17 protein-coding genes and 1 pseudogene are annotated in these 23,923 nt (G+C 75.1%); 3 read left to right on the top strand and 15 right to left on the bottom strand.

Features of this window, described 5'->3' with window-relative positions; all coding sequences use genetic code 11:
* Positions 1 to 107 precede the first annotated feature (107 nt).
* Complete coding sequence (locus ACF1AG_RS25870; protein WP_391810481.1) at positions 108 to 2,306, bottom strand: NB-ARC domain-containing protein; 2,199 nt, start codon at positions 2,304 to 2,306, stop codon at positions 108 to 110.
* Between the two features lie 85 nt (positions 2,307 to 2,391).
* Positions 2,392 to 3,207, bottom strand: a pseudogene (locus ACF1AG_RS25865) (BTAD domain-containing putative transcriptional regulator); the annotation flags it as partial.
* On the opposite strand from ACF1AG_RS25865, the gene ACF1AG_RS25860 reads away from it, so the two are divergent.
* Together ACF1AG_RS25860 and ACF1AG_RS25855 are read left to right on the top strand one after the other, a co-directional pair.
* Positions 3,206 to 4,297, top strand: a complete 1,092-nt coding sequence (locus tag ACF1AG_RS25860; RefSeq protein WP_359748021.1) for an amidohydrolase family protein — start codon at positions 3,206 to 3,208, stop codon at positions 4,295 to 4,297. The pseudogene ACF1AG_RS25865 and the gene ACF1AG_RS25860 sit on opposite strands and share 2 nt — an antisense overlap.
* A gap of 177 nt (positions 4,298 to 4,474) precedes the next feature.
* The gene (locus ACF1AG_RS25855) at positions 4,475 to 5,419 is read left to right on the top strand and encodes an SCO1860 family LAETG-anchored protein (RefSeq protein WP_391810480.1); all 945 of its coding nucleotides are present in this window, start codon (positions 4,475 to 4,477) and stop codon (positions 5,417 to 5,419) included.
* A gap of 417 nt (positions 5,420 to 5,836) precedes the next feature.
* Here the strand turns inward: ACF1AG_RS25855 and cobC are convergent, their stop codons facing one another.
* From cobC to cobM, 6 genes are read right to left on the bottom strand one after another with little or no spacing between them, the layout of a single operon-like run.
* Positions 5,837 to 6,898, bottom strand: a complete 1,062-nt coding sequence (cobC, locus tag ACF1AG_RS25850) for an Rv2231c family pyridoxal phosphate-dependent protein CobC (protein ID WP_387794805.1) — start codon at positions 6,896 to 6,898, stop codon at positions 5,837 to 5,839.
* Positions 6,888 to 7,799: a sirohydrochlorin chelatase gene (locus tag ACF1AG_RS25845; RefSeq protein WP_359601485.1), complete on the bottom strand. Its 912-nt coding sequence runs from the start codon at positions 7,797 to 7,799 to the stop codon at positions 6,888 to 6,890. Before ACF1AG_RS25845 ends, cobC begins: the two co-directional genes overlap by 11 nt.
* Positions 7,796 to 8,383, bottom strand: a complete 588-nt coding sequence (locus tag ACF1AG_RS25840; protein ID WP_359601486.1) for a precorrin-8X methylmutase — start codon at positions 8,381 to 8,383, stop codon at positions 7,796 to 7,798. The genes ACF1AG_RS25845 and ACF1AG_RS25840 overlap by 4 nt, the downstream gene beginning before the upstream one ends.
* On the bottom strand, positions 8,380 to 10,062 hold the full coding sequence (gene cobJ / locus ACF1AG_RS25835; RefSeq protein WP_391810479.1) for a precorrin-3B C(17)-methyltransferase: 1,683 nt from the start codon (positions 10,060 to 10,062) through the stop codon (positions 8,380 to 8,382). Before cobJ ends, ACF1AG_RS25840 begins: the two co-directional genes overlap by 4 nt.
* Positions 10,059 to 11,294: a precorrin-6y C5,15-methyltransferase (decarboxylating) subunit CbiE gene (gene cbiE / locus ACF1AG_RS25830; protein WP_391810478.1), complete on the bottom strand. Its 1,236-nt coding sequence runs from the start codon at positions 11,292 to 11,294 to the stop codon at positions 10,059 to 10,061. Before cbiE ends, cobJ begins: the two co-directional genes overlap by 4 nt.
* On the bottom strand, positions 11,291 to 12,109 hold the full coding sequence (gene cobM / locus ACF1AG_RS25825; protein WP_391810477.1) for a precorrin-4 C(11)-methyltransferase: 819 nt from the start codon (positions 12,107 to 12,109) through the stop codon (positions 11,291 to 11,293). Before cobM ends, cbiE begins: the two co-directional genes overlap by 4 nt.
* Positions 12,110 to 12,205: 96 nt before the next feature.
* On the opposite strand from cobM, the gene ACF1AG_RS25820 reads away from it, so the two are divergent.
* Entirely contained in the window at positions 12,206 to 12,934 is a 729-nt protein-coding gene (locus ACF1AG_RS25820; protein ID WP_359601490.1) for a permease, read from the top strand.
* Positions 12,935 to 12,951: 17 nt separating this feature from the next.
* Here ACF1AG_RS25820 and cobI read toward each other — a convergent pair whose 3' ends face one another.
* The 7 genes from cobI to ACF1AG_RS25785 are packed head-to-tail and all read right to left on the bottom strand — an operon-like array spanning position 12,952 to position 23,850.
* Positions 12,952 to 13,683: a precorrin-2 C(20)-methyltransferase gene (gene cobI, locus ACF1AG_RS25815; RefSeq protein ID WP_391810476.1), complete on the bottom strand. Its 732-nt coding sequence runs from the start codon at positions 13,681 to 13,683 to the stop codon at positions 12,952 to 12,954.
* Complete coding sequence (locus tag ACF1AG_RS25810) at positions 13,680 to 15,149, bottom strand: cobyrinate a,c-diamide synthase (protein WP_391810475.1); 1,470 nt, start codon at positions 15,147 to 15,149, stop codon at positions 13,680 to 13,682. The genes cobI and ACF1AG_RS25810 overlap by 4 nt, the downstream gene beginning before the upstream one ends.
* Positions 15,143 to 15,751 (bottom strand): cob(I)yrinic acid a,c-diamide adenosyltransferase, encoded by a 609-nt coding sequence (gene cobO / locus ACF1AG_RS25805; protein ID WP_359601493.1) that lies wholly within the window; start codon positions 15,749 to 15,751, stop codon positions 15,143 to 15,145. Before cobO ends, ACF1AG_RS25810 begins: the two co-directional genes overlap by 7 nt.
* A complete protein-coding gene (locus ACF1AG_RS25800; protein ID WP_359748039.1) occupies positions 15,751 to 17,742 on the bottom strand; it encodes a putative cobaltochelatase in 1,992 nt (663 codons plus the stop codon). Before ACF1AG_RS25800 ends, cobO begins: the two co-directional genes overlap by 1 nt.
* Positions 17,739 to 21,404: a cobaltochelatase subunit CobN gene (cobN, locus tag ACF1AG_RS25795; RefSeq protein WP_391810474.1), complete on the bottom strand. Its 3,666-nt coding sequence runs from the start codon at positions 21,402 to 21,404 to the stop codon at positions 17,739 to 17,741. The genes ACF1AG_RS25800 and cobN overlap by 4 nt, the downstream gene beginning before the upstream one ends.
* Positions 21,401 to 22,912: a cobyric acid synthase gene (locus tag ACF1AG_RS25790; RefSeq protein ID WP_359601496.1), complete on the bottom strand. Its 1,512-nt coding sequence runs from the start codon at positions 22,910 to 22,912 to the stop codon at positions 21,401 to 21,403. The genes cobN and ACF1AG_RS25790 overlap by 4 nt, the downstream gene beginning before the upstream one ends.
* Positions 22,909 to 23,850, bottom strand: coding sequence for a cobalamin biosynthesis protein (locus ACF1AG_RS25785; RefSeq protein WP_359601497.1), 942 nt, complete (start codon positions 23,848 to 23,850; stop codon positions 22,909 to 22,911). Before ACF1AG_RS25785 ends, ACF1AG_RS25790 begins: the two co-directional genes overlap by 4 nt.
* Between the last annotated feature and the right edge of the window lie 73 nt (positions 23,851 to 23,923).

Here is a 23,923-nt window from a genome sequence, read left to right as displayed (position 1 = left end):
CGGTGCGTCACGTCACCGACAGGCACTATGTCACTCTCCGGAATACGGCCGGCACACGGGCGGTACACAGCTGTGTCACAGCCATGCAGTACGTTCCGCTCCGCGTCTCAGCCCACGCGGGCCCGTACGGCGGCCGCCTCACCGGCCAGTTCCCGCGCGGCGACGGGCTCACCCGCCGCCTCCCGCAGCACGGCCGCCTTCTCCAGCACGCCTGCGAGCAGATACGGGTAGTGGATGCCGCGGGCCACCGCGACCGCGTGCTCCGCCCGGTCGACCGCCGCCCGCAGGTCACGGTGGTCGCGCACGTCGTACAGGCGTACGTCGAGCAGGTCGACGAGGGCCCGGGTCTCGAACATCGGATCGTCGAGTGAGCGGGCCAGCTCCAGCGCCTCGAGGAGCCGCCGCCGCGCCTCGCCGTACTCGCCGCGCGCCAGACGGAGGCAGCCGCGGGCGTGCGCCAGGTAGAACGGGTCCGACGGCCCCATGTCCCCGGTGAGCGGCGTCAGTTCGGTGAACGTCTCCTCCGCGCGGTCGGGCCGGCCCAGGGCGAGCCACGCCTGCCCGAGCCAGTAGAGGTCCCGCGCGACCAGGGTGCGGATGCCGTGCTCACGCGCCCCGGCGACGATCCCGCCGAACACCTCCACCGCGTCCTCGGCCCTCCCCGCCTGGAGATGGGCCAGACCGACCTGGGAGTACGCGTGCAGCGCCGCCGCCGTCTGCCCGTCGGCGAGCAGCAGTTCGTACGCGTCGGAGCCCGTCGTGACCGCCGCGGAGAGCCGGCCCGCGGGCACGAGGAAGAACGGAGCGTTGCTGAGCGCCTCCTGATGGCCGCGCCGGTCCCCGATGTGCTCGAAGAGGCGCATGGCCTCCGTGTTGGCCTCCTCGGCGGGGCCGTACCGGCGCCGGGTGTAGAGCAGCCCGGCCATGGAGATGAGCAGCCGGGCACGGCCCCGCAGGTTGCCCGTGGCGCCGGCCAGGCGCATCGCCGTGTCGTAGCACTCCTGCCAGTCGTCGTAGTGCCGCCCCGCCTCGAACAGCGTGTGCGCGCCGACTGCCAGCTCCCAGCAGAGCTCGTCCCGCCCCAGCTGCGCCGCCTGCCGCACGCCCGCCACCAGCGCGGCACGCTCGGCGGCCAGCAGCCTCATGGGCGGCACGGACGGCGGCAGGCTCGCCTCCACCCGGTCCGGCCGCCAGCGCGGGGCGTCCCGGTGGAACATGCTCTGGCCCATGTGGTCGCGGTCGGCTATGTCCGTGACCGCCAGCAGCGCGCCGAGGACGCGGACGACGGCGGCCTCCCGGACCTCCGCCGACTCCTCCGCCTCGGCGCGCTCCCGGGCGTAGGCGCGGAGCAGGTCGTGGAAGCCGTACCGCACCTGGCCGCCGCGTGTGCCCGCGATGTCGAGCAGATGCACGTCGACCAGGTCGTCGAGGAGGTCCTGCGCCTCGGACAGCCCGGTGTCGGCCGCGGCGGCCGCAGCCCGGAGCGGGAAGTCGGGCGCCTCCAGCAGCCCCAGCAGCCGGAACAGGCACCGGGCCGCGGGCCGCAGCCCCTCGTAACTCAGCTCGAAGCTGGCCCGCACCTCCAGGTCGCGGTAGCGGAGCGCGTCCAGCCGGTGCTGCTCGTCCGCCAGCCGCGCCACCAGGTCGGCCGGACGCCAGTGCGGCCGCGACACCAGCAGCGACCCGACGATCCGCAGCGCGAGCGGCAGCCGCGCGCACAGCCGCACCAGATCGGCCGGCTCCGTCCCGGTGGCGGACGCCAGCCGGTCGCCCGTACCGGCGCGCAGCATCGCCAGACCGTCCTCCTCCGACATCTCCCGCAGCTCGATCCGCCGGGCCCCGCCGAGACCGCCCAGCCGCACCCGGCCGGTGACGATCACCCCGCACGAGCCCCCGGCGGGCATCAGAGGCGCCACCTGGTCCTCGTCGTACGCGTCGTCGAGCACCACCAGCACCCGGCGCTCCGCGAGCAGACCCCGGTAGAGGGCCGCGCGCTCCTCGGGGTCGTCGGGCACCGCGGTGGCGGGCACGCCCAGCGCGCGCAGGAACCGGCCGAGCACCGCGGCCGGGTCGGCCGGCCGGGCACTGGCCCCCGCCAGCGCCGCGAACAGCTGTCCGTCGGGGTGGACGGGGGCGAGGCGGTGCGCGGCCTGGACCGCGAGGGCGGTCTTCCCGATACCGCCGGGCCCCGAGACGGTCACCAGGCCCGGAGGCGCCCCGGCCGCGCGTTCCTCGCGCAGCGCCGTCTCGATCCGGGCGAGCTCCGCCCGCTGGCCGCTGAAGTCGTGCAGCGCCGGCGGCAGCATCCGGGCCACCGGGACCCCGGGGCGCCCCCGAGCCGTCGTCCGTGTCCGCTTCCGCCGCTTCCCGGTCGCCTTCGAGGATGGCTTGGTGCAGCTCCCGCACCTCCGCGCCGGGCTCCAGGCCGGTCTCCCCGGCCAGGAGGTCCCGCAGCCGGTGGTACGCCAGCAGGGCGTCCGTCCGCCGGCCGCAGCGGTGCAGGGCGAGCATCAGCTGGGCCCACATCCGTTCACGGAACGGATGCTCCATCGTCAGCGCCGTCAGCTCCCCGAGCAGCTCGCCGTGCCGGCCGAGCCGCAGGTCGACGTCGATCCGCTCCTCCAGCACACCGAGCCGCGACTCGTCGAGCCGCGCGGCCTGCGTGGTGAGCGCCGGGACGTCGGCGACCCCCTCGAACGCGGGGCCCCGCCACAGCTCCAGGGCCTCCCCGAACAGCCGGCGGGCCGTCACGGGATCACCGGCCGCCAGTGCCGCCCGCGCGGCCTCGGCCAGGTCGTCGAACCGGGCCGCGTCCAGCTCGTCGCGTCCGGCCCGCACCAGATAGCCCTCGCCCTGCCTGACGATCCGCTCCGGGTCGCCCAGGAGCTGCCGCAGCCGGTGGACGTAGGTCTGCACGTTCTTGACGGCGCTCCTCGGCCGGTCCTCGCCCCAGAGCGCCTCCGCGAGGGCGTCGGCCGTGACCGGGCGGCCCGGCCGGGCGAGCAGGACCGCGAGTACCAGCCGCCCCTTCGGCGTCCCGAGCCCCACCGGCTCCCCGGCCCGCCACACGGTCAGCCGTCCCAGCACCCCGAACCGCACAGTCGCCACCCTCCAGGCGGTCACTGTAACGGCCTTCGACCATGCACGGCCGGTGGCGGCGGGAGTGCCCGCACCGGGCGGCGGGCGACGAACTATCGTGCGGGGCATGAGCGATCAGGCGGTGCTGCACGTGAAGGGGCGGATCCTCGTCGGACCGGACGAGGTCCGCGACGAGCTGTGGGTGGTCGACGGCCGCATCTCCTACGACCGTCCCGCCGGCGCCCGTGACGTCCGGACCGTCGACGGCTGGGTGCTGCCCGGTCTGGTCGACGCCCACTGCCACGTGGGTCTCGACCGGCACGGGGCCGTCCCCGAGGCCGTCGCGGAGAAGCAGGCGCTCACCGACCGCGACGCCGGCGCGCTGCTGCTGCGCGACGCCGGCTCGCCCTCGGACACCCGCTGGACAGACGACCGCGAGGACCTCCCGAAGATCATCAGGGCCGGGCGGCACATCGCGCGCACCCGCCGCTACATCCGCGACTACGCCTGGGAGGTCGAGCCCGACGACCTCGTCGCGTACGTCGCCCAGGAGGCCCGGCGCGGCGACGGCTGGGTGAAGCTGGTCGGCGACTGGATCGACCGCGACCTGGGCGACCTGTCGGCCTGCTGGCCGCGCGGCGCGGTGGAGGCGGCCATCGCGGAGGCGCACCGGCTGGGCGCCCGCGTCACCGCCCACTGCTTCGCCGAGGACTCCCTGCGCGACCTCGTCGAGGCCGGCATCGACTGCGTCGAGCACGCCACCGGGCTCACCGACGAGACCATCCCGCTCTTCGCCGAGCGGGGCGTGGCGATCGTGCCCACGCTGATCAACATCGCCACGTTCCCCGCGCTCGCCGACGGCGGCGAGGCCAAGTTCCCGCGCTGGTCCGCCCATATGCGCCGGCTCCACGAGCGCCGTTACGACACCGTGCGCTCCGCCTACGACGCCGGCATTCCAGTCTTCGTCGGCACCGACGCCGGCGGCACCCTCCCGCACGGGCTGGCCGCCGAGGAGGTGGCGGAACTGGCCGAGGCCGGACTCCCGCCCGTCGAGGCGCTCGCCGCCGGCACCTGGAAGGCCAGGGCGTGGCTCGGCCGCCCCGGCCTGGAGGAGGGCGCCCCGGCCGACCTGGTGGTCTACGGCGCCGATCCGCGCGCGGACCTCCGGGTGCTGACCGATCCGCGCCGGGTGGTGCTGAACGGGCGCGTCGTCGCGTAGGCGCGCCCGCCGGTGGGGCACGGGAGGGTGACGTCGGCGAACAGCCGTACCCCGAAAATCGAAAACGTTCTCCGGTCTTCCTCGAAGGAGTGAAGAGTCGGCGGATCGCTGACGGGGCGGCGGGGGCACGGACATTCTGTCCGGGTCCCAGCAAAGTCTCATGGGGGTCCCACCACCTTGTACACCATCAACTTCCGTACGCATGCCCGCCGTTGGTCCGCCGCAGCCGTGGCCTGCGCGCTCACCGCGGGACCCGTCGCCCTCGCCGGCGCGGCACCGGCGTACGCCACCGAGGGCCACGGCCACGCGAGCGCCTCCGTGCTGCGCACCGACCTCGACGTGTCCCTGCTCAACAAGTCGGTGCAGGTCCCGCTCACCGTCTCCCTCAACGAGGTCGAGGCGCCGGACAGCGCGCGGAAGACGGCCCTCACCGCCACCCTGGACGGCGTCGACCGTGGCAAGCCGTTCAGCGTGCTGCGCGCGCAGGCGGCCGACGCGGTCGCGACCGTCGAGGGGGACAGGGCGGAGGCGTCCACCACCCTCGCCGACGCCCGCCTGCACGTCCCCGGGCTGCCGCTGCTGTCGGTCGTGGAGATCGAGGCGGTGAGCTCCAAGGCGGTCTGCGAGGCGGGGGAGACCCCTCACGCCTCCGTCACCCTGCCCGCCGCGGTCACCGTCCTCGGCAAGCGGGTCTCGCTGAGCGCGGGCGGTCCTACGCACGTCGACGTGCCGGGGGTGGGGTCGGTCCGCCTCGACCTGTCCACGACCGAGACGACGTCGTCCACGGCCGCGGCCACCGCCCTGAGGCTGGAGGTGTCGGTCAACCCGGCGAAGCTGAACGTGGCCGAGGTGGAGGGGCGGCTCACACTGGCGGAGTCGCGGTGCGAGACGCCGGCGTCGGCGGAGGAGGCCGCGGAGGAGCCGGAGGCAGCTGCCCCCGAGGCCCCCGACGCGCCTGAGAAGCCGGAGCCCGCCGTCGAGCCCCAGGGCGCCCGCGCGGAGACCAACCTCGCGGAAACGGGCGGGGATTCGGCCACCCCGTACGTGGCGGCGGGCGCGGTGGCGCTGCTGGCGGCCGGTGGGGGAGCGGTGCTGCTGTCGCGACGGGGGCGGCGGAACTGACCTGAGCGGTCGGGGGCACGGGGGACGCCCCCCGTGCCCCCGTGGCGGGTGCGCCCCCGAAGGGGCGCGGGGAACTGCGCGACCAGCCCATGCCGGGCCGCGGTCGGCGGACGGTGGGTCCAAGCGGGGGCGCGCTGCAGAGGTGCCGTCTGCGCCCACCCGTGCCGCCGACGCGGCACGAGTGCCCGCAGACGGCGGGTGCGCCCCCTCAAGGGGCGCGGGGAACTGCGCGACCAGCCCATGCCGGGCCGCGGTCGGCGGGTCCAAGCCGGGGGCGCGCTGCAGAGGTGTCGTCTGCGCCCACCCGTGCCGCCGACGCGGCACGAGTGCCCGCAGACGGCGGGTGCGCCCCCTCAAGGGGCGCGGGGAACTGCGCGACCAGCCACGAACCACCCGCGGCGGGCAACCGCTCGGCGGTCAGCCGCCCAGCACCCGCCCCAGCGCCCCCAAGAACCCCTCCGTCGTCCCCCGGTCCCGTACCGCCAGGCGCAGCCACTCCGCCCCGAGGCCCGGGAACGTGTCGCCCCGGCGGGCCGCGTAGCCGAGGGAGCGCAACCGCTCCCGCACATCCGACGCGGCCGGGACGCGGACCAGGACGAAGGGGGCCTCCGCCGGTTCCACGACCTGCAGGCCGTGGGACGCGAAGTCCCGCAACCCCGCGATCAAGTACGCACGGTCCGCCGCTACGACGCGCGCCGCCTCCTCCGCCTCCGCCAGCGCCGCAGGCGACACGCATGCCTCCGCCGCCGCCAGTGCCGGCGTCGACACCGGCCACAGCGGCTGCGCCCGCTCCAGCCGAGCGATGGTCTCCGGCGCCGCCACCACGTACCCGATGCGCAGGCCCGCCAGGCCCCACGTCTTGGTCAGGCTGCGCAGCACGACCAGCCCCGGGACGTCCGTCCGCCCGGCCAGCGCCTCCCGTTCACCCGGCACCGCGTCCATGAACGCCTCGTCGACCACCAGCGTGCGCCCGGGCCGGGCGAGCCCGGCCAGGACCTCGGCCGGGTGCAGGACCGACGTCGGGTTGGTCGGGTTGCCGATCACCACCAGGTCCGCGTCCCCCGGGACCGCCGCCGGGTCGAGGCGGAAGCCGTCGGACTCCCGCAGCAGCACCCGGTCCACCGTGTGCCCGGCGTCCCGCAGCGCCGCCTCCGGCTCCGTGAACTGCGGGTGCACCACCACCGGCCGCGACGCCTTCAGCGCCCGCGCCAGCAGCACGAACGCCTCCGCCGCGCCCGCCGTCAGCAGCACCCGCTCCACGGGCAGCCCGTGCCGCGCCGCCACCGCGGCCCGCGCCGCCCGCCCGTCCGGGTAGGCGGCGAGCCCTGCCAGTGACGCCGCTATGCGGTCCCGCAGCCACGCGGGAGGCGTGTCCGCGCGGACGTTGACCGCGAGGTCGACGAGCGCGCCGCCGCCGTCGCGGACCTCCGCGTCGCCGTGATGGCGCAGGTCGTGACCGGACGCAGGCTCAGTGGGCATGGCTGTGGGAGTGCGAGTGACCATGACCGTGATGATGGTGCCCGTCGTCGTCCGGATGGAAATGCGGCTGTTGCGGCAGCCCCACCTTGTCCTCGAAGCCGGGCAGCGCGATCCGGTACACGCAGGAGTCGCAGTTCATCCGCAGATCACCCTTCACGGCCTCCTCGTACCGCTCGAGGACGAGGTCCAGCAGCTCCGGTTCCGGCCCGATGACGTCCGCCGACCGCACCTCGGCGTCCGGGTGGGCCGCCGCCCACTCCTCGGTCTGCGTCCGCACCCGGTCCGGCAGGATCCCGGTGAACAGGAAGTACGGCAGGACGACGATCCGCCGCGCCCCCAGCCGGACGCACCGGTCGAGACCGCCCGGCACGTCCGGCTTCGCCAGCGACACGAACGCCGTCTCCACTCCTGCGTATCCGCGCCCCTCCCACAGCAGCCGGGCCGCCTTGAACACCTCGGCGTTGGCGTCCGGGTCCGTCGACCCGCGACCCACCAGCAGCACCGTCACGTCGGCGGGGTCCCAGGACGGGTCCACCGCCTCCGCGAGCCGCCGCTCCAGCACCCGCAACAGACCGGGGTGCGGGCCCAGCGGACGGCCGTACGTGTACGAGACACCGGGGTGGCGTTCCTTCTCGCGGGCCAGCGCGGCCGGGATGTCACCCTTGGCGTGCCCGGCGGACACCAGCATCAGCGGCACGGCCGCGAACCGCCGCACCCCCCGCTCCACCAGCTCGGCGACGGCCTCGCCCAGCGGCGGCGGGGACAGCTCGATGAAGCCGCCCGCGACGGGCAGGCCGGGCCGGCGACGGCCCAGTTCCCGCACGAAGGCGCGGAACGCCTCCGCTCCGGCGTCGTCCCGGGTGCCGTGGCCGGCGATGAGCAGGGCGGGCGGGGTGGTCACAGGGTCTCCTCGGTCGGAACGGGGTGGTACAGCAGGGCGTTGAGCGCGGCGGCGGCGACCGCCGACCCGCCCTTCTCGGACACGTTGCTCACGGCGGGCAGTCCGCTCTCCCGCAGCGCCGCCTTGGACTCGGCGGCGCCGACGAACCCGACGGGCAGGCCGACGACGAGCGCCGGGGAGGCGTCCAGCGTCAGCAGTTCCTCCAGGGCGGTCGGGGCGCAGCCGATCACCCACAGGGCGCCAGGACCGACCTCCTCGTAGGCCAGCCGCACGGCGTGCGCGGACCGGGTGAGTCCCGGCCCCGACCGTGCCTCGCGCAGCCGGCACACGGTCTCGCGGCGGGTGATCCCGGCCGCGACCATCTCCACGTCCGCGACGACGGGCGCGCCCGCGTGCAGCGCGGCATGCGCGCGCTGCAGTTCGGCCTCGTCCATGACGAGGTCGGCGGCGTACTCCAGGTCGGCCGAGGAGTGCACGACGCGCTCCACGACCGCCCGGGTCAGCGGAGGGAAACCGGAGGTGTCGAGGCGGGCGCGCAGTCTCCGGAACGACTCCTGCTCGATGGGGTGGACCACGCGGTTCACCGGGCCTCCTCCTGCCAGCGGTAGCCGCGCGGGGTGACCATGCGCCCCGCGATCTCCCGGGTCGCCGTGTTGCCCACGGTCACGACCGTCATCATGTCGACCGTCGCCGGGTCCAGCGCGGCGAGCGTGGTCAGCCGCACCGACTCGTCCGCACGGGACGCGTTCCGCACGACCCCGACCGGGGTGGTGGGCGCCCGGTGCCCGGCGAGCACGGCGAGCGCCTCCGGGAGCTGCCGGTCGCGGCCCCGGCTGCGCGGGTTGTAGAACGTCACCACCAGGTCCGCCTCGGCCGCCGCCCGCACCCGCCGCTCGATGACCTCCCACGGCGTGTGCAGGTCGGACAGGCTGATCGACACGTGGTCGTGGCCCAGCGGCGCGCCGAGCAGCGCGCCCGCCGCGAGCGCTGCGGTCACCCCGGGCACGCCGACCACGTCGATGTCGTCGGACGCCTCCGCGAGCGCCGGGGACGCCATCGCGTACACGCCCGCGTCACCGCTGCCGATCAGCGCGACCGCCTGCCCGCGCCGGGCCTCCGCGACGGCCGTGCGCGCCCGCTCCTCCTCCGCGCCGAGCCCGGACTCCAGCACGCGGGTGCCGGGTCGCAGCAGGTCGCGGATCTGGTCGACGTACTGGTCGAGGCCCACCAGCACCGATGCGCGCCGCAGTTCGTCCCGCGCCCGCGGGGTGAGCAGGTCCCGGGCGCCGGGCCCGAGCCCGACCACCGCGAGCCGCCCCCGCCCCGGGCGCCGTACGACCGCGCAGGTCGCCATGGCGGGGGAGCCCGCCGACTTCCGCTTGGGCACGAGGAGTTCGCCCCCGCGCACGAGTGCGGCGGCCTCTGCGACGGACGGGGTGCCGACGGCGGCGAGCGGCGCCTCCGACGGGTTCGGCACCTCCACCCGCGCCAGCTCCTCCGGCGTGTGCGTCACCAGTGGCACGCCGAGCCGCCGCGCGGCCTCCACGAGCCCCGGCTCCCCGGACTTGGCGTCCACGGTGGCCAGTTCGGCCACGGACGCCGCCGACAGCCCCGCGCCCCGCAACGCGTCCTCGACGAGCCCCAGCACCTCCTCGACGGGGGCGCCCCTCGACGCGCCCACCCCGACGACGAGCGTCGGAGGCCGCAACAGCGCCTCCCCGTCGACCGGTTCGACGATCCGGTCCGTCACCCGGACCGTGTACGCGCCCTCGGCAGCGACCGGGAGGGGCGGCAGCGGCCAGGTCACCTCGGCGCGCAGCGCCACCGCCTCACCGTCCAGCAGCGCCCGCGACACGGCGGCGACGTCGCCCTCCACCGGCAGGCCCAGCGTGTCCAGACCCGGCAGACCCACCGCGTCCGTCGCGGTCGTCACCACCGGCTCGGCGCCCAGCACCTCGGCCACCTCGCGGGCGAGCTCGTTGGCCCCGCCGGCGTGCCCGCCGAGCAGCGACACCGCGAACCGCCCGGCCTCGTCCACGCACACCACGCCCGGATCGCTCGCCTTGCCGTCCAGCAGCGGCGCCACCAGCCGCACCACGGCCCCGGTGGCGAGGAAACACACCAGCCGGTCGCACTCCGCGAACGCGTCACGTACCGCCTCCGCCACCGGACCGCCGTACACGCGCGTGCGGTCCGGCCAGGCGGCGGCCAGCCGGTCCCGTGCCGCCGCTCCCGCCGCCGTGGCGGAGATGAGGCCGATCACTCGCTGACTCCTTCACTGTGCGCCGGGGGCCGGACGCCCCACAGCAGGAAAACCGGATTGGTGGCCGCCAGCCGGGTCACGTCCCCCGGCAGCGGCGCCAGCCGGGACGACTGCAGCAGCACACCGTCGCAGGTCAGGCCGGCACCGGTGAGCGCCGCCCGCGCGGCCGGCACCCGGTCGAGCGCGGCCATCGCCACCACGACCGTCCGCCGCGCCCGGCGCGCGCACGCGCCGACGACCGCGGGCAGTTCCCGGCCCCCGCCGCCGACGAACACGGCGTCCGGATCGTCGCCCAGCCCGTCCAGCACGCCGGGCGCCTCCCCGTGCACGACCGTCACGCCGACGCCGTGTGCGGCGGCGTTGGCCCGCACCCGCTCCACACCGTCCGCGTCCCGTTCCACGGCCACGGCGGCCGCGCCGAGCCGCGCGCACTCCACGGCCACCGACCCCGACCCCGCGCCGACGTCCCAGACCAGGTCGCCGGGGCGCGGACCCAGCCGGGCCAGCGCCAGCGCCCGCACCTCGAACTTCGTGATCATCGAGTCCCGGTGTGCGAACTCCGCCTCCGGCAGCGCCCATCCGGCCGGACCCTCCCCGAGCCCCGCGACCGTACGCGCCGGTCCCGGCGTCCGCTCCTCGTCCAGGCACAGCACCACGCTCACCGCGGAACCCCAGGCCCGGCCGGCCGCCTCCTCGGGCGTCACCCGCTCCACCGCTTCCCCGGCCGACCCCAGCGCCGACGCGACGACCAGCATCCGCCGCTCACCGCGCAGTGCCGCCCCCAGCTCGGCGGGACCGGCGCCCGGCCCGGTCAGCACGGCGACCTTCGGATGCGCCCGGCACACGTTCACCGCCGTCCGCGGATCCCGCCCGTGCGCGCTGACCACCACGGCGTCGTCCCACGGCAGCCCGGCCCGCGCGAACGCGGCGGCGACGGACGACACCCCCGGCCGCACGTCCAGCCGCTCGGGACCGAACCGCTCGGCCAGCGCCCGCACGATCCCGAAGAACCCCGGATCGCCCGACGCCAGCACCACCACCGGCCGCCCTTCCGCCACATACGTCGCCACGGTGTCGAGCGCGGGCGCCAGCGGCCCCAGCACGACACGCTCGGCCCCTTCCGGCACGTCCACGGCGTCGAGGTGCCGCCGCCCGCCGACGACGAGCGCGGCCCTCCCGACCTCCGGGGCCTCGACCGGCGCACCCGTGCCCGTCCCCACCACCGTGATCACGTGCTCGCCCCCCGCTCCCGCAGCTCCCTGCGGGCCCGCGGGTCGGCCTTGCGGAAGCCGTGGAAGTGCCCCGGGTGGTAGAGGTGCGAGCGGGTGCCGTGCGCGTCGAGGGCGGGACCGACCAGGAACAGCGTGTGCTTCCACAGCTTGTGCTCCTTGACGGACTCCTCCAGCGTGCCGATCGTGCACCGCACGACCAGCTCCTCCGGCCAGGTCACCTGGTACGCCACCACGACCGGCGTCGACGTCGGATAGCCGCCCTCCAGCAGCTCCCGCACCAGCTGCCCGCTGCGTGCCGCCGACAGGAACACCGCCATCGTGGTGCCGTGCCGCGCGAACTCCCGGACCTCCTCACCCGGCGGCATCGGCGTCTTCCCGCCGCCCAGCCGGGTGAGGATCACCGACTGCGCCACCTCCGGGATCGTCAGCTCGCGCCCCGCGAGCGCCGCCACCGCCGAGAAGGACGACACGCCCGGCACGATCTCCGTGGCGATGCCCAGCTCGGCGCACCGGTCGACCTGCTCCTGGGTGCCGCCCCACAGCGCGGGGTCACCCGAGTGGATCCGCGCGACCTTCAGTCCTTCGTCACGGGCCCGCGCGTAGACGGTCACCACGTCCTCCAGCGACATCGCCGCCGAGTCGAGGACCTCCGCGCCTTCCCGCGCGTGCTCCAGGACCTCCGCCTGGACCAGGCTGGCGGCCCAGATCACCACGTCCGCCTCGGCGATGGCCCGCGCGCCGCGGAACGTCAGCAGATCGGCGGCGCCGGGACCGGCTCCGACGAAGGTCACCTTGCCGGTGGGGGCGTCGGCCATGGAAACAGGTCCTTCCCTGGATGTGATCGGAGGTCGGAGGGGGCTGGGCGGCTGTCACGCGTGCGCGGGCGGCCGCTGATCGGATACGAAGAGCACATGGCGGTCCTCGTCGCGCTGGGCGCGTTCCTGATGACGCTGGCCGGCGGCTGGTCGGCACACCGTGTGACCGACCGCCGCCACCTGGTGCTGGGCCTGGCCGGCGGCCTGATGCTGGGCGTGGTCGGCCTGGAACTCCTCCCGGAGTCCCTGGAGACCGCCGGCACCGAGGTGTACGGCGTGCCGGCCGCGCTGCTGCTCTTCGTCGGCGGGTTCCTGCTGGCCCATCTGGTGGAACGACTGCTCGCCCACCGGCAGGCCGCGCACGGCGCGGGCGAGAACCACGGCCGCACCCCCGAGGTGGGCCTCACGGCCGCGGCGGCGATGGTCGGGCACAGCGCGATGGACGGCGTGGCGATCGGCGCCGCCTTCCAGATCGGCGGCGGCATGGGCGCCGCCGTCGCGGTCGCCGTGATCGCCCACGACTTCGCCGACGGCTTCAACACCTACACACTCGCCCACGCCTACGGCAACGCCCGCCGCCGCGCCCTCGCGATGCTGTGGGCGGACGCCGTGGCGCCGGTCGCGGGCGCCGCCTCCACCCTCTTCTTCACGATCCCCGAGCCGCTGCTCGGCGGCTACCTCGGCCTGTTCGGCGGCGCGCTGCTCTATCTCGCGGCGGCCGAGATCCTGCCCGAGGCGCACCACGACCACCCGGCGCGCTCCACGCTGGTGTGCACGGTCGCCGGGGTGCTGTTCATCTGGCTGGTCGTGGGCGCCGCCCACTGACCGCCCGCCGGTCCGCCTCACAGCTTCCCGCCCCGCCCGCCTCCGCGCCGGGGCGGCGCGATCAGCGTCGACAGATACGGCAACGGCGTCCCGTCCATCTCCGCCGCGGACCGCACGGACTCCCCCGGCAGTCCCAGCGCGGACCCCCACACCGCGTCGTCGAGCCGCCCGGTCTCCCGCAACGCCGCGGCGACCTCACCGGCCTGCCGTCCGAACTTGTACGCGACGACGGTGCCGGGCCCGGCCAGAGCCTCCTTGAGCACGGCGCTCCCGGCGGTGACCGGCACCAGCGTCAGCGGCTCGGTGCCCTCGGTCAGCACGGCCCCGGACCGGGCGGCGAGATCCTGCATGGCGGTGATCCCGGGCACGGTCGCGACCACCACGCCCGGCACGAGCTCACCGACGGTCTGCGCGAGATAGGTGAACGTCGAGTAGACGTTGGGATCCCCGATGGTCGCGAACGCGACGGAGCCGTGCTCCCGCAGCAGCCCGGCGACCCGCTCACCGGCGGCGTCCCAGGCGGCCTCCCGCCGCTTCCTGTCCGTCCGCTCGTTCAGCGCGAACACGACCCGGACGACCTTCTCGGCGGGCACGTAGTGCAGCACGGTCGCCTCGGCCCGCCCCCGCTCACCCGTGTCCATCACGGGCACGACGACCACCTCGGCGGCCCGCAGCGCGTTGACCCCCTTGACGGTCACCAGCTCCGGGTCCCCGGGCCCCACACCCACCCCGGTCAGCCTGCTGCTCATGACGTCCGGCACCTCTCCACGAACCGACGGGCGACACCGGGCGCCGACGCCCAGTGGGTGTGCAGATAACTGGCGTGCACGCCGCCTTCGACGAACCCTTCGACCCGCCGCTCGGGCGCGCGCACCCCCCAGGCGGGAGATGCCCCGGCCCCCGGCTCGACGACCGTCCGATGAAACTCGTGCCCCCGCATGCGCGTCCCCGCGGCGGCCAGCACGCTGTCGGTCACGGCCACGGCGTCCCGGTACCCGAGCGTCAGCCGCTCCGACATCCGCCCGGAGGCGTCCAGCACGCCGCACATCGGCATCCCGTCCAACTCCCGGCACAGATACAGCAGTCCGGCACACTCGGCGGCGACGGGACCTCCGCTCGCGGCGAGCTCACCGATCTCCTTGCGCAGGGCTTCGTTGGCGGACAGCTCGGAGGCGTACACCTCGGGAAACCCACCCCCGATGACGACCCCGGAGGCCCCCTCGGGCAACGCCTCGTCCCGCAGCGGATCGAAGGTCACGACCTCCGCACCGGCGGCGGTCAGCAACTCGGCATGCTCGGCGTAGGAAAAGGAGAACGCGGCCCCACCGGCCAGGGCGATGACGGGTTCCTTCAGCCCGTCCGGCGCTTGAGGACGAGGCCCGCCAGGGCCGGCAGGGGGGTCCGGGGGCGCAGCTCCCGGGGTCGGGAAGGGAAGGGGCGGCGGGGGCGAAGAAACGAGCGCGTCACCCGCATCCCAAGCCGCACCCACCAGAGGCCCCGCACTGGAAGCGAGGGCGACAAGCCCAGCCAGGTCACACCCCTCGGCGACCATCGCCCCCATCGCCCGAACGGCGTCAGCAGCCAAGTCCCCCCGCTCAGCCACAGGCACCAACCCAAGATGCCGGGACGGAGTCTCGACAACCGCACCCCGCCGCAACACCCCCAGCACAGGAACCCCGGTCGCCTCCAACGCCTCCCGCAGCACAGCCTCGTGCCGGTCCGAAGCGACCTTGTTGAGGATCACGCCCCCGACCCGGACCTCCGGATCGAAGCTCACGAACCCATGCACCAACGCCGCCGCCGACCGAGCCTGCGCCGACGCGTCGACCACCAGCACCACCGGCGCCCGCAGCAACTTCGCCACCTGCGCGGTGGACGCCAGCTCCCCCTCCCCGGAGACCCCGTCGAACAGCCCCATCACGCCCTCGACGACGGCGATGTCACATCCCCGCGCGCCGTGCGCGAACAACGGAGCGACCAGCTCGGTCCCGCACAGGTACGCGTCGAGGTTCCGCCCCACCCGCCCCGTGGCGAGCGCGTGGTACCCCGGATCGATGTAGTCGGGCCCCACCTTGTGCGGGGACACGGCCGTCCCGCGCGCGGACAACGCGGCCATCAGCCCCGTGGCGACGGTGGTCTTCCCGCTCCCCGACGCGGGCGCGGCGATGACCAGCCGGGGAACGGATCCGACGGAGCCCACGGCCCCCGTCACCACTCGATCCCCCTCTGGCCCTTCTGCCCGACGTCCATCGGATGCTTCACCTTGGACATGTCGGTCACCAGATCGGCGAAATCGACCAGCTCCTCCGGCGCGTTACGCCCGGTGATCACCACGTGCTGCGTCCCCGGCCGCTCCCGCAGCACGGACACCACCTCGGCGGTGTCGACCCACCCCCAGTGCATCGGGTAGGCGAACTCGTCCAGCACGTACAGCCGGTACGTCTCGGCGGCCAGGTCCCGCTTGACCTGCTCCCAGCCCTCGCGGGCCTTCTCCTCGTTGCTGACGTTGTCCCCCTGCAACTCGCGCTGCACCCACGACCAGCCCTCGCCCATCTTGTGCCAGGCGACGGACCCGCCCTCACCGGAGTCGCCGAGCACGCGCAGCGCCCGCTCCTCACCGACCTTCCACTTCGCCGACTTGACGAACTGGAACACCCCGATCGGCCACCCCTGGTTCCAGGCGCGCAACGCCAGCCCGAACGCGGCCGTCGACTTCCCCTTGCCCACGCCCGTGTGGACGACGACGAGCGGCCGGTTCCGCCGCTGCCGCGTCGTCAGACCGTCGTCCGGCACGACACTCGGCTGTCCCTGAGGCACTACGCGGCCCTCCTCTGCACGTCCTTCACCACGCCGGCGATCGAGTCGGCCCGCAGCTCGTCCAGCGTCACCGCGGTCCCGCCCAGCTCCCCGGCGAGCCGCCCGGCCAGCCCGAGCCGCACCGGCCCCGACTCGCAGTCCACGACCACGGACGCGACGCCCTCCGCCGCGAACAGCCGCGCCGCACGCGAAGCCAGCGTCACGGGCTCCGGGCCGCCGGTCGCCCGCCCGTCCGTCACCACGACGACCAGCGCCCGCCGCGCGGGGTCCCGCAACCGCTCCACCCGCAGCACGTCGTGCGCCTTGAGCAGGCCCGCCGCCAGCGGGGTGCGTCCTCCGGTCGGCAGCGACTCCAGCCGGGCCGCCGCCGCGTCCACCGACGAGGTGGGCGGCAGCGCGACATCGGCCGCCGACCCGCGGAAGGTCACCAGGCCGACCTTGTCCCGCCGCTGGTAGGCGTCGAGCAGCAGCGACAGCACGGCGCCCTTCACGGCGCTCATCCGCTGCCGCGCGGCCATCGACCCGGAGGCGTCCACGACGAACAGCACGAGGTTCCCCTCGCGGCCCTCCCTGGTCGCCTGCCGCAGATCGTCCCGGCGCACGACGAGACCGCGCCCCGACCGCCCCCGCGCCCGCTGGTGGGGAGCGGCGGCCCGCACGGTCGCGGCGAGATGCAGCTTGGTCAGCGCACCCTCCGGCCTGCGTGCACCGGTCGTCCGCCCGTGTTCGGTGCGCGCCCGCGACCGCCGCCCGGCGACGCCCTCGCCGATCCCGGGCACGCTCAGCGCCTTGGTGCGGAAGGGCTCCGCCGCCCGCACGGGGGACTGCTCCCCGGCCCCGCCGGGCGCGGGCTCACCCTCACCCTCTCCGGGCCGGGCGGCGTCGGCGCCGTCGCCTGCCGGCCCCTCGTCCGGCTCCGGCTGTCCACCGCCCCCGCCGGGACCACCGCCGTCCCCGTCCGGGTCGGGGTCGTCGTCCCCGGAGGACTCCTCCAGCGTCTCGTCGAGCTTGTCCTCGTCCAGCCCCGGCGCGTCGAACGGGTTGCGCCGCCGACGGTGGGGGAGCGCCAGCAGCGCGGCCTGCCGCACGTCCTCCGCCAGCACGTCCGTCCGCCCGGCCCACGCCGCCAGCGCGGTCGCCGTGCGCGCCATCACGATGTCGGCCCGCATGCCGTCCACCTCGAACGCGGCGCACGTCGCCGCGATCTGCCGCAGCGCACCGTCCCCGAGCCGCACCGACGGCAGCGACTCCCGCGCCGCGACGATCCGCTGCCGCACCGCGGCCTCCTCGTCGGCCCACCGTGCGGCGAACCCGGCGGGATCGTCGTCGTACGCGAGCCGCCGCCGGACGACCTCGACCCGCTGGTCCGGCTCCCGGGAGGCGGAGACCTCGACGGTCAGCCCGAACCTGTCGAGCAACTGCGGCCGCAGCTCGCCCTCCTCCGGGTTCATCGTCCCGACGAGCAGGAACCGCGCCGCGTGCCGCACGGACACGCCCTCGCGCTCCACGTACGAGGCGCCCATCGCCGCCGCGTCCAGCAGCAGGTCGACCAGGTGGTCGTGGAGGAGGTTCACCTCGTCCACGTACAGAATGCCCCGGTGCGCGGCGGCCAGCAGGCCGGGTTCGAACGCCTTCACGCCCTCCGCCAGCGCCCGTTCGATGTCGAGCGCGCCGACCAGCCGGTCCTCGGAGGCGCCGACCGGCAGCTCCACCATCCGCGCCGGACGGGACGCACCGCCGCCCCCGCCCGCGTGCGGTCCGTCCGGGCATCCCGGGTCGGGCGAGGCCGGGTCGCACGAGAACCGGCACCCCGGCACCACCGCCACTTCCGGCAGCAGCGAGGTCAGCGCACGCACGGCGGTGCTCTTCGCGGTGCCCTTCTCGCCCCGCACCAGCACACCGCCGACGGACGGCGACACCGCGTTCAGCAGCAGCGCGAGCCGCAGGTCGTCCTGGCCCACCACGGCCGTGAAAGGAAAGGGGATGGTCACTGGTCGTCGCCCTCCGAGTCGCCTTCGAGGTCGCCCTCGAGTTCCAGGTAGGTGGCGCGCAGCCGCTCCAAGGTGCCGGCGTCCGGCTCGGCCCACAGTCCGCGGTCCGCCGCCTCCAGCAGCCGTTCCGTGATGCCGCGCAGCGCCCAGGGGTTGGACTTCTTCATGAAGTCGCGGTTCTCCGGCGAGAACACGTACTCGGCGCTGAGCTTCTCGTACATCCAGTCGTCCACGACCCCGGCCGTGGCGTCGTACCCGAACAGGTAGTCCACGGTGGCCGCCATCTCGAAGGCGCCCTTGTAGCCGTGCCGGCGCATGGCGGCCATCCAGCGCGGATTCACCACCCGCGCCCGGAACACCCGGTGCGTCTCCTCGCCGAGCGTGCGCGTCTTCACCTGGTCCGGGGTCGCCGAGTCGCCGACGTACGCCTCCGGGCTCGCGCCCGTCAGGTGCCGCACCATCGCGACCATGCCGCCGTGGTACTGGAAGTAGTCGTCCGCGTCGACGAGGTCGTGCTCACGCGTGTCGACGTTCTTCGCCGCCACCGCGATCCGCCGGAACGCCGTCTCCATGTCGCCGCGCGCCGCGCGCCCGTCGAGCCCGCGCCCGTACGCGTAGCCGCCCCAGACCGCGTACACCTCGGCGAGGTCCGCGTCGGAGCGCCAGTTCCGCGCGTCGATCAGCGGCAGCAGCCCCGCCCCGTACGCCCCCGGCTTGGAGCCGAAGACGCGTGCGGTGGCCCGCCGCCGGTCACCGTGCTCGGCGGCGTCCTCCTCGACGTGCGCCCGCACGTAGTTGGAGTCGGCGGGTTCCTCCAGCTCGGCCACCGCCCGTACCGCGTCGTCGATCAGTCCCACCACGTGCGGGAACGCGTCCCGGAAGAAGCCCGAGATGCGGACGGTGACGTCGATACGGGGCCGGCCCAGCTCCTCCAGGGGCACGATCTCGAAGCCGGTCACGCGCCGCGACGCGTCGTCCCACACCGGACGGCACCCGAGCAGCGCCAGGACCTCCGCGATGTCGTCGCCCTGCGTGCGCATCGCGGACGTGCCCCACACCGTCAGGCCGACGGACTTCGGGTACGCGCCCGTGTCCTCCAGGTACCGTCGCACCAGCGAGTCCGCCAGCGACTGCCCGACCTCCCAACTCAGGCGCGAGGGAATGGCCTTGGGGTCGACCGAGTAGAAGTTCCGGCCGGTCGGCAGCACGTTGACCAGCCCGCGCGTCGGCGATCCCGACGGGCCCGCCGGGACGTACCCGCCGTCCAGGGCGCGCAGGATGTGCCCGATCTCGTCCGTCGTCCGCTCCAGCCGGGGCACGACCTCCTCGCACGCGAACCGCAGCACGGCCACCGCGTCCGCGAGTTCCGTGCCCAGCACGTTCCGCACCAGCCCCGGCACGGTGTCGGCCGCCCAGTCCCGCTCCTCCATGCCCTCGGCGAGCCGCCGGCACAGCTGCTCGAGGAGGTCGATCGCGTCGGCGGCCGTGCGGGACGGGCCGTCCACCAGGTCCGTCAGCTCGACCGGCGCCTTCACCGGCGCGCCGGGCTCGGCCAGCAGCTCCTTCTCCACCAGCCCGAAGTGTGCGGCGAGGCAGGCCCGCAGACCGGGCAGGGCGTTGGCCCGCCCGCCCCACACCTGCGAGGCGCGCAGCACCGCCAGCACCAGGTTCACCCGGGGCTCGCCGACCGGCCCGCCGCCGAGGATGTGCAGACCGTCGCGGATCTGCACGTCCTTGATCTCGCACAGGTAGCCGTCGATGTGCATGACGAACTCGTCGAACGCGTCGTCGTCCGGCTGGTCGTCGACGTGCAGGTCGTGGTGCAGCTCGGCGGCCTTCACCAGCGTCCAGATCTGCGCCCGCACGGCCGGCGCCTTCGCCGGGTCCAGGTCGCTGACCAGCGCGTACTCGTCGAGCAGCTGCTCCAGCTTGGCCAGGTCACCGTAGGTGTCGGCGCGGGCCATCGGCGGCACCAGGTGGTCGACGACCGTGGCGTGCCCGCGCCGCTTGGCCTGTGTGCCCTCGCCGGGGTCGTTCACGATGAACGGGTACACCAGCGGCAGGTCGCCCAGCACCGCGTCCGGCGCGCACCCGGCGCTCAGCCCGAGGCCCTTGCCGGGCAGCCACTCCATCGTGCCGTGCTTGCCCATGTGGACGATCGCGTCGGCGCCGAAACTGTTCTCCAGCCAGCGGTAGGCGGCCAGGTAGTGGTGCGACGGCGGCATGTCCGGGTCGTGGTAGATCGCGATGGGGTTCTCCCCGAAGCCGCGCGGCGGCTGGATCATCACCACCACGTTCCCGAACTGGAGGGACGCCAGCACGATGTCGTCCCCGTCGACGTACAGCGAGCCCGGCGGCTCACCCCACGCCTCGGTCATCGCCTCCCTCAACTCCCGGTCCAGCGTGGCGAACCAGGCCCGGTAGTCGGCCAGCGGCACCCGCGCGGGCGCGGCGGCCAGCTGCTCCTCCGTCAGCCACTCCACGTCGTGCCCGCCGGCAGCGATCAGCCGGTGGATCAGCTCGTCGCCCTCGGACGGGTGCCCCTCGACGGCGTACCCGGCGTCCCGCAGCGCGTCCAGCACGCGCACCGCCGAGGCGGGGGTGTCCAGCCCGACCGCGTTGCCGACGCGCGAGTGCTTCGTCGGGTAGGCGGTGAAGACCAGCGCCAGCTTCTTCTCCGCGTTCGGCTTGTGCCGCAGCGCCGCGTGCCGTACGGCGATCCCGGCGACCCGCGCGGCCCGCTCGGGGTCGGCGACGTACACCGGGACGTCGTCCGGGCCCTGTTCCTTGAAGGAGAACGGGACGGTGATCAGCCGGCCGTCGAACTCGGGGATGGCGACCTGCATGGCCGCGTCCATGGGGGAGAGGGCCGCGTCGGACTCCTCCCAGGCGGCCCGCGAGGTCGTGAGGCACAGCCCTTGCAGCACCGGCACGTCCAGCTCGGCGAGCGCGCCGACGTCCCAGGCCTCCTCGTCGCCGCCCGCCGACGCCTGCGAGGCGTGGCTGCCGCCGGCCGCGAGCACGGTGGCGACCAGCGCGTCCGCCCGGCCCAGCAGCTCGTACAGCGCCGGGTCGGCGCCGCGCAGTGAACCGCAGTACACGGGCAGGGCGTTGGCGCCACGTGCCTCGATCGCGTCGCACAGGGTGCCCACGAAGGCGGTGTTGCCGCTGAGTTCGTGCGCGCGGTAGAAGAGCACGCCGACCGTCGGACGGCCCGGTACGGCGGGACGCTCGCCGTGCACGCCGAACTCCGGCATCCTGCGCGGCTGTTCGAACCCCTCGCCGGTCAGCAGCACGGTGTCCGACAGGAACCGCGCCAGTTCGGCGAGGTTGTCCGGGCCGCCCTCGACGAGATAGCGCAGCGCCTCGGCCACCACGCCCGCCGGGACGCTCGACTCGGCCATCAGCTCCGCGTCGGGCACGCTCTCCCCGCCGAGCAGCACCGTGGGGACGCCGGACGCCTTCAGCGCGGCCAGTCCGTCCTCCCAGGCGCGCTTGCCGCCCAGCAGCCGCACCAACGCCAGGTCGGCGCCGTCGAGCAGCGCGGGCAGTTCCTCCGTGACGTCGACGCGGGTGGGGTTGCCGATGCGGTAGCCGGCGCCGGAGGCCCGGGCCGCCAGCAGGTCCGTGTCGGCGGTCGACAACAACAACACAGTGCTCATGCGGGCGCTCCCGGTGGAATGAATGGCAGTCCTCGTGGCGCGCCGGACTCGATGAGCCGCCACAGCGCGTCGGTGTCCGCGTGCTGTTCGATCAGGTCGCCGAGCCGGTCGAGCTGCTCCTCGCGCAGCGCGGCGAAAGAGGTGTCGGGGGCCGGCACGAAACGGCGTCCCGCGCGGTCGGCGACCGCGCGCAGAAACGCCCGCCGGAACCCGTCCGACTCCAGCGCACCGTGCCAGTGCGTGCCCCAGGCCGCGTCCACGCGGCACCCGTCCAGGAAGGCCTCACCGCCGAGCACGTCGGCGACCCCGTGATGGATCTCGTAGCCCTCGACGCGCTCCCCGAGGGCCTCGCCGACAGGGCGGGCCAGGGTCTTCCCGCGGGCGAACCGCACCCGTACGGGCAGCACGCCGAGCCCGTCCACATGGCCCGCGCGGCTCTCCACGTCGTCCTCGATGTGCTCGCCGAGCAGCTGGAAGCCGCCGCAGATGCCCAGCAGCGGCCGGCCCTCGGCGGCCCGCCGCACCAGCGCGTCCGCCAGCCCGCGCTCCCGCAGCCAGCGCAGTGCCTTCACGGTGCCGCGGGTGCCGGGCACGACGACGAGGTCCGCGTCGGCGAGTTCGTCCGGCCGGTCCACGAACCGCACCACGACGCCCGGTTCGGCCGCCAGCGCGTCCACGTCGGTGAAGTTGGACATCAGCGGCACCGCGCACACCGCGACCCGCAGCACCTCCTCGCCGGCCGGCGCGGCCACCGCGGACTCCCGTACGGCGCCCCGGAGCGACACGCGGAGCCCGTCCTCCTCGTCGATGCCGAGGCCGTGCCGGAACGGCAGCACGCCGTACGAGCGCCGCCCGGTCAGGCCGTGCAGCATCTCCAGGCCCGGCTCCAGCAGGGAGACGTCCCCGCGGAACTTGTTCACCAGGAACCCGGCGACCAGCTCCTGGTCCTCCGGGGAGAGGAGGGCGACCGTGCCGAAGAAGGACGCGAAGACGCCGCCCCGGTCGATGTCCCCGACGACCAGCACGGGCAGCCGCGCGCCCCGCGCGATCCCCATGTTGACGATGTCGGTACGGCGCAGGTTGATCTCCGCGGGGCTTCCGGCGCCCTCGCAGATCACCGCGTCGTACTCGCTCCGCAGCCGCTCCAGACAGTCGAGGACCGTGCCGAGGAGGCTCTCCTGGCGGCCGCCGTGGTAGCCGCGGGCGCTCATCTCGCCGACCGGGCGGCCCATCAGCACCACCTGGCTGGACCGGTCGCCGCCCGGCTTCAGCAGCACCGGGTTCATCAGCGCCGTCGGCTCCACCCGGCACGCCTGCGCCTGCATCGCCTGGGCGCGCCCGATCTCGGCGCCCTCGCGGGTGACGAACGAGTTCAGCGACATGTTCTGCGCCTTGAACGGCGCGACCTTCACCCCCTGGCGTACCAGCCACCGGCAGATCCCGGCGGTGACCACGCTCTTGCCGGCGTCCGAGGTGGTCCCGGCGACCAGCAGTCCGCCACCGCTCACTTCGCACGTCCCTTCCGTAGGCGCCGCGCGGCCACCCCGGCCGCCAGCGCCAGCCAGCCCACCCGCCGCGACAGGCGCACCGCCCGGTCGATGTCGGCGACGGCGACGGGGCGTCCGCCGCCGTTGAGGACGGGCCGGTGCTCGACCCGCCCGCCGTAGGAGAGCGTCCCGCCGAGCCGCACGCCGAGCGCGCCCGCGAAGGACGCCTCGACGGGACCGGCGTTGGGGCTGGGGTGTTTGCCCGCGTCCGCGCGCCAGGCCCGTACCGCCCCGCGCGGGTCCGGCCCGCTCAGCGCGGCGAGGACGGCCGTCAGGCGCGCGCCCGGCCAGCCGGCGACGTCGTCGAGACGGGCGGACGCCCAGCCGTAACGGCGGTACCGGGGCGACTTGTGACCCACCATCGCGTCCAGGGTGTTGACGGCCCGGAAGCCCACCAGGCCCGGCACCCCGGCGACCGCGCCCCACACGAGGGCGCCCACCACGGCGTCGGAGGTGTTCTCGGCGACGGACTCCACCACGGCACGGGCGATCCCGTCGGCGTCCAGGGCCTGCGGGTCACGGCCGCACAGGTGCGGCAGCCGCTCCCTCGCGGCCTCGACGTCCCCGGCTTCGAGCGCCCGCCCGATGGTCCGGGCCTCCCGGGCCAGCGAGGTACCGCCGACGACGGCCCAGGTGGCGACGCCGGTCAGGGCGACGGAAGCGGCAGGACCACGGCGTGCGGCGCGGGCTGCCAGGCCTGCGACCGTGACGGCGCCGCCGACGCACACGGCGGTGTGCACGGCCCCGCGGCCCCGGTCGTCCCGCCACAGCACCCGCTCCACGGCAGCCGCGGCCCGCCCGAAAGCGGCGACCGGATGCCCACGGCGGGGATCGCCGAGCAGCAGGTCGCCGAGGAGGCCGGCGGCGGCGCCGTACGCGAACACGCGATCGGCACCCATGGGTTCAGCCGGTGACGGATCCGGAGGTCACGGCCCCGAAGGGGGGTGGGGTGTCGCTGATCGACCTCGACAG

The organism is Streptomyces sp. NPDC014764 (assembly GCF_043082785.1).
GTDB lineage: Bacteria > Actinomycetota > Actinomycetes > Streptomycetales > Streptomycetaceae > Streptomyces > Streptomyces althioticus.
The sequence above is the reverse complement of the archived record's forward strand: the minus strand, read 5'-3'. Positions and strand labels throughout refer to the sequence as shown.

Bases quoted from the DNA above. Each gene is read 5' to 3' on its own strand.
- cobI (WP_391810476.1), bottom strand. From the start codon at position 13,683: ATGAGCAGCAGGCTGACCGGGGTGGGTGTGGGGCCCGGGGACCCGGAG.
- cobC (WP_387794805.1), bottom strand. From the start codon at position 6,898: ATGCCCACTGAGCCTGCGTCCGGTCACGACCTGCGCCATCACGGCGAC.
- ACF1AG_RS25870 (WP_391810481.1), bottom strand. From the start codon at position 2,306: ATGCTGCCGCCGGCGCTGCACGACTTCAGCGGCCAGCGGGCGGAGCTC.
- ACF1AG_RS25820 (WP_359601490.1), top strand. From the start codon at position 12,206: ATGGCGGTCCTCGTCGCGCTGGGCGCGTTCCTGATGACGCTGGCCGGC.
- cobM (WP_391810477.1), bottom strand. From the start codon at position 12,109: ATGGCCGACGCCCCCACCGGCAAGGTGACCTTCGTCGGAGCCGGTCCC.
- cobN (WP_391810474.1), bottom strand. From the start codon at position 21,404: ATGAGCACTGTGTTGTTGTTGTCGACCGCCGACACGGACCTGCTGGCG.
- ACF1AG_RS25785 (WP_359601497.1), bottom strand. From the start codon at position 23,850: ATGGGTGCCGATCGCGTGTTCGCGTACGGCGCCGCCGCCGGCCTCCTC.
- ACF1AG_RS25860 (WP_359748021.1), top strand. From the start codon at position 3,206: ATGAGCGATCAGGCGGTGCTGCACGTGAAGGGGCGGATCCTCGTCGGA.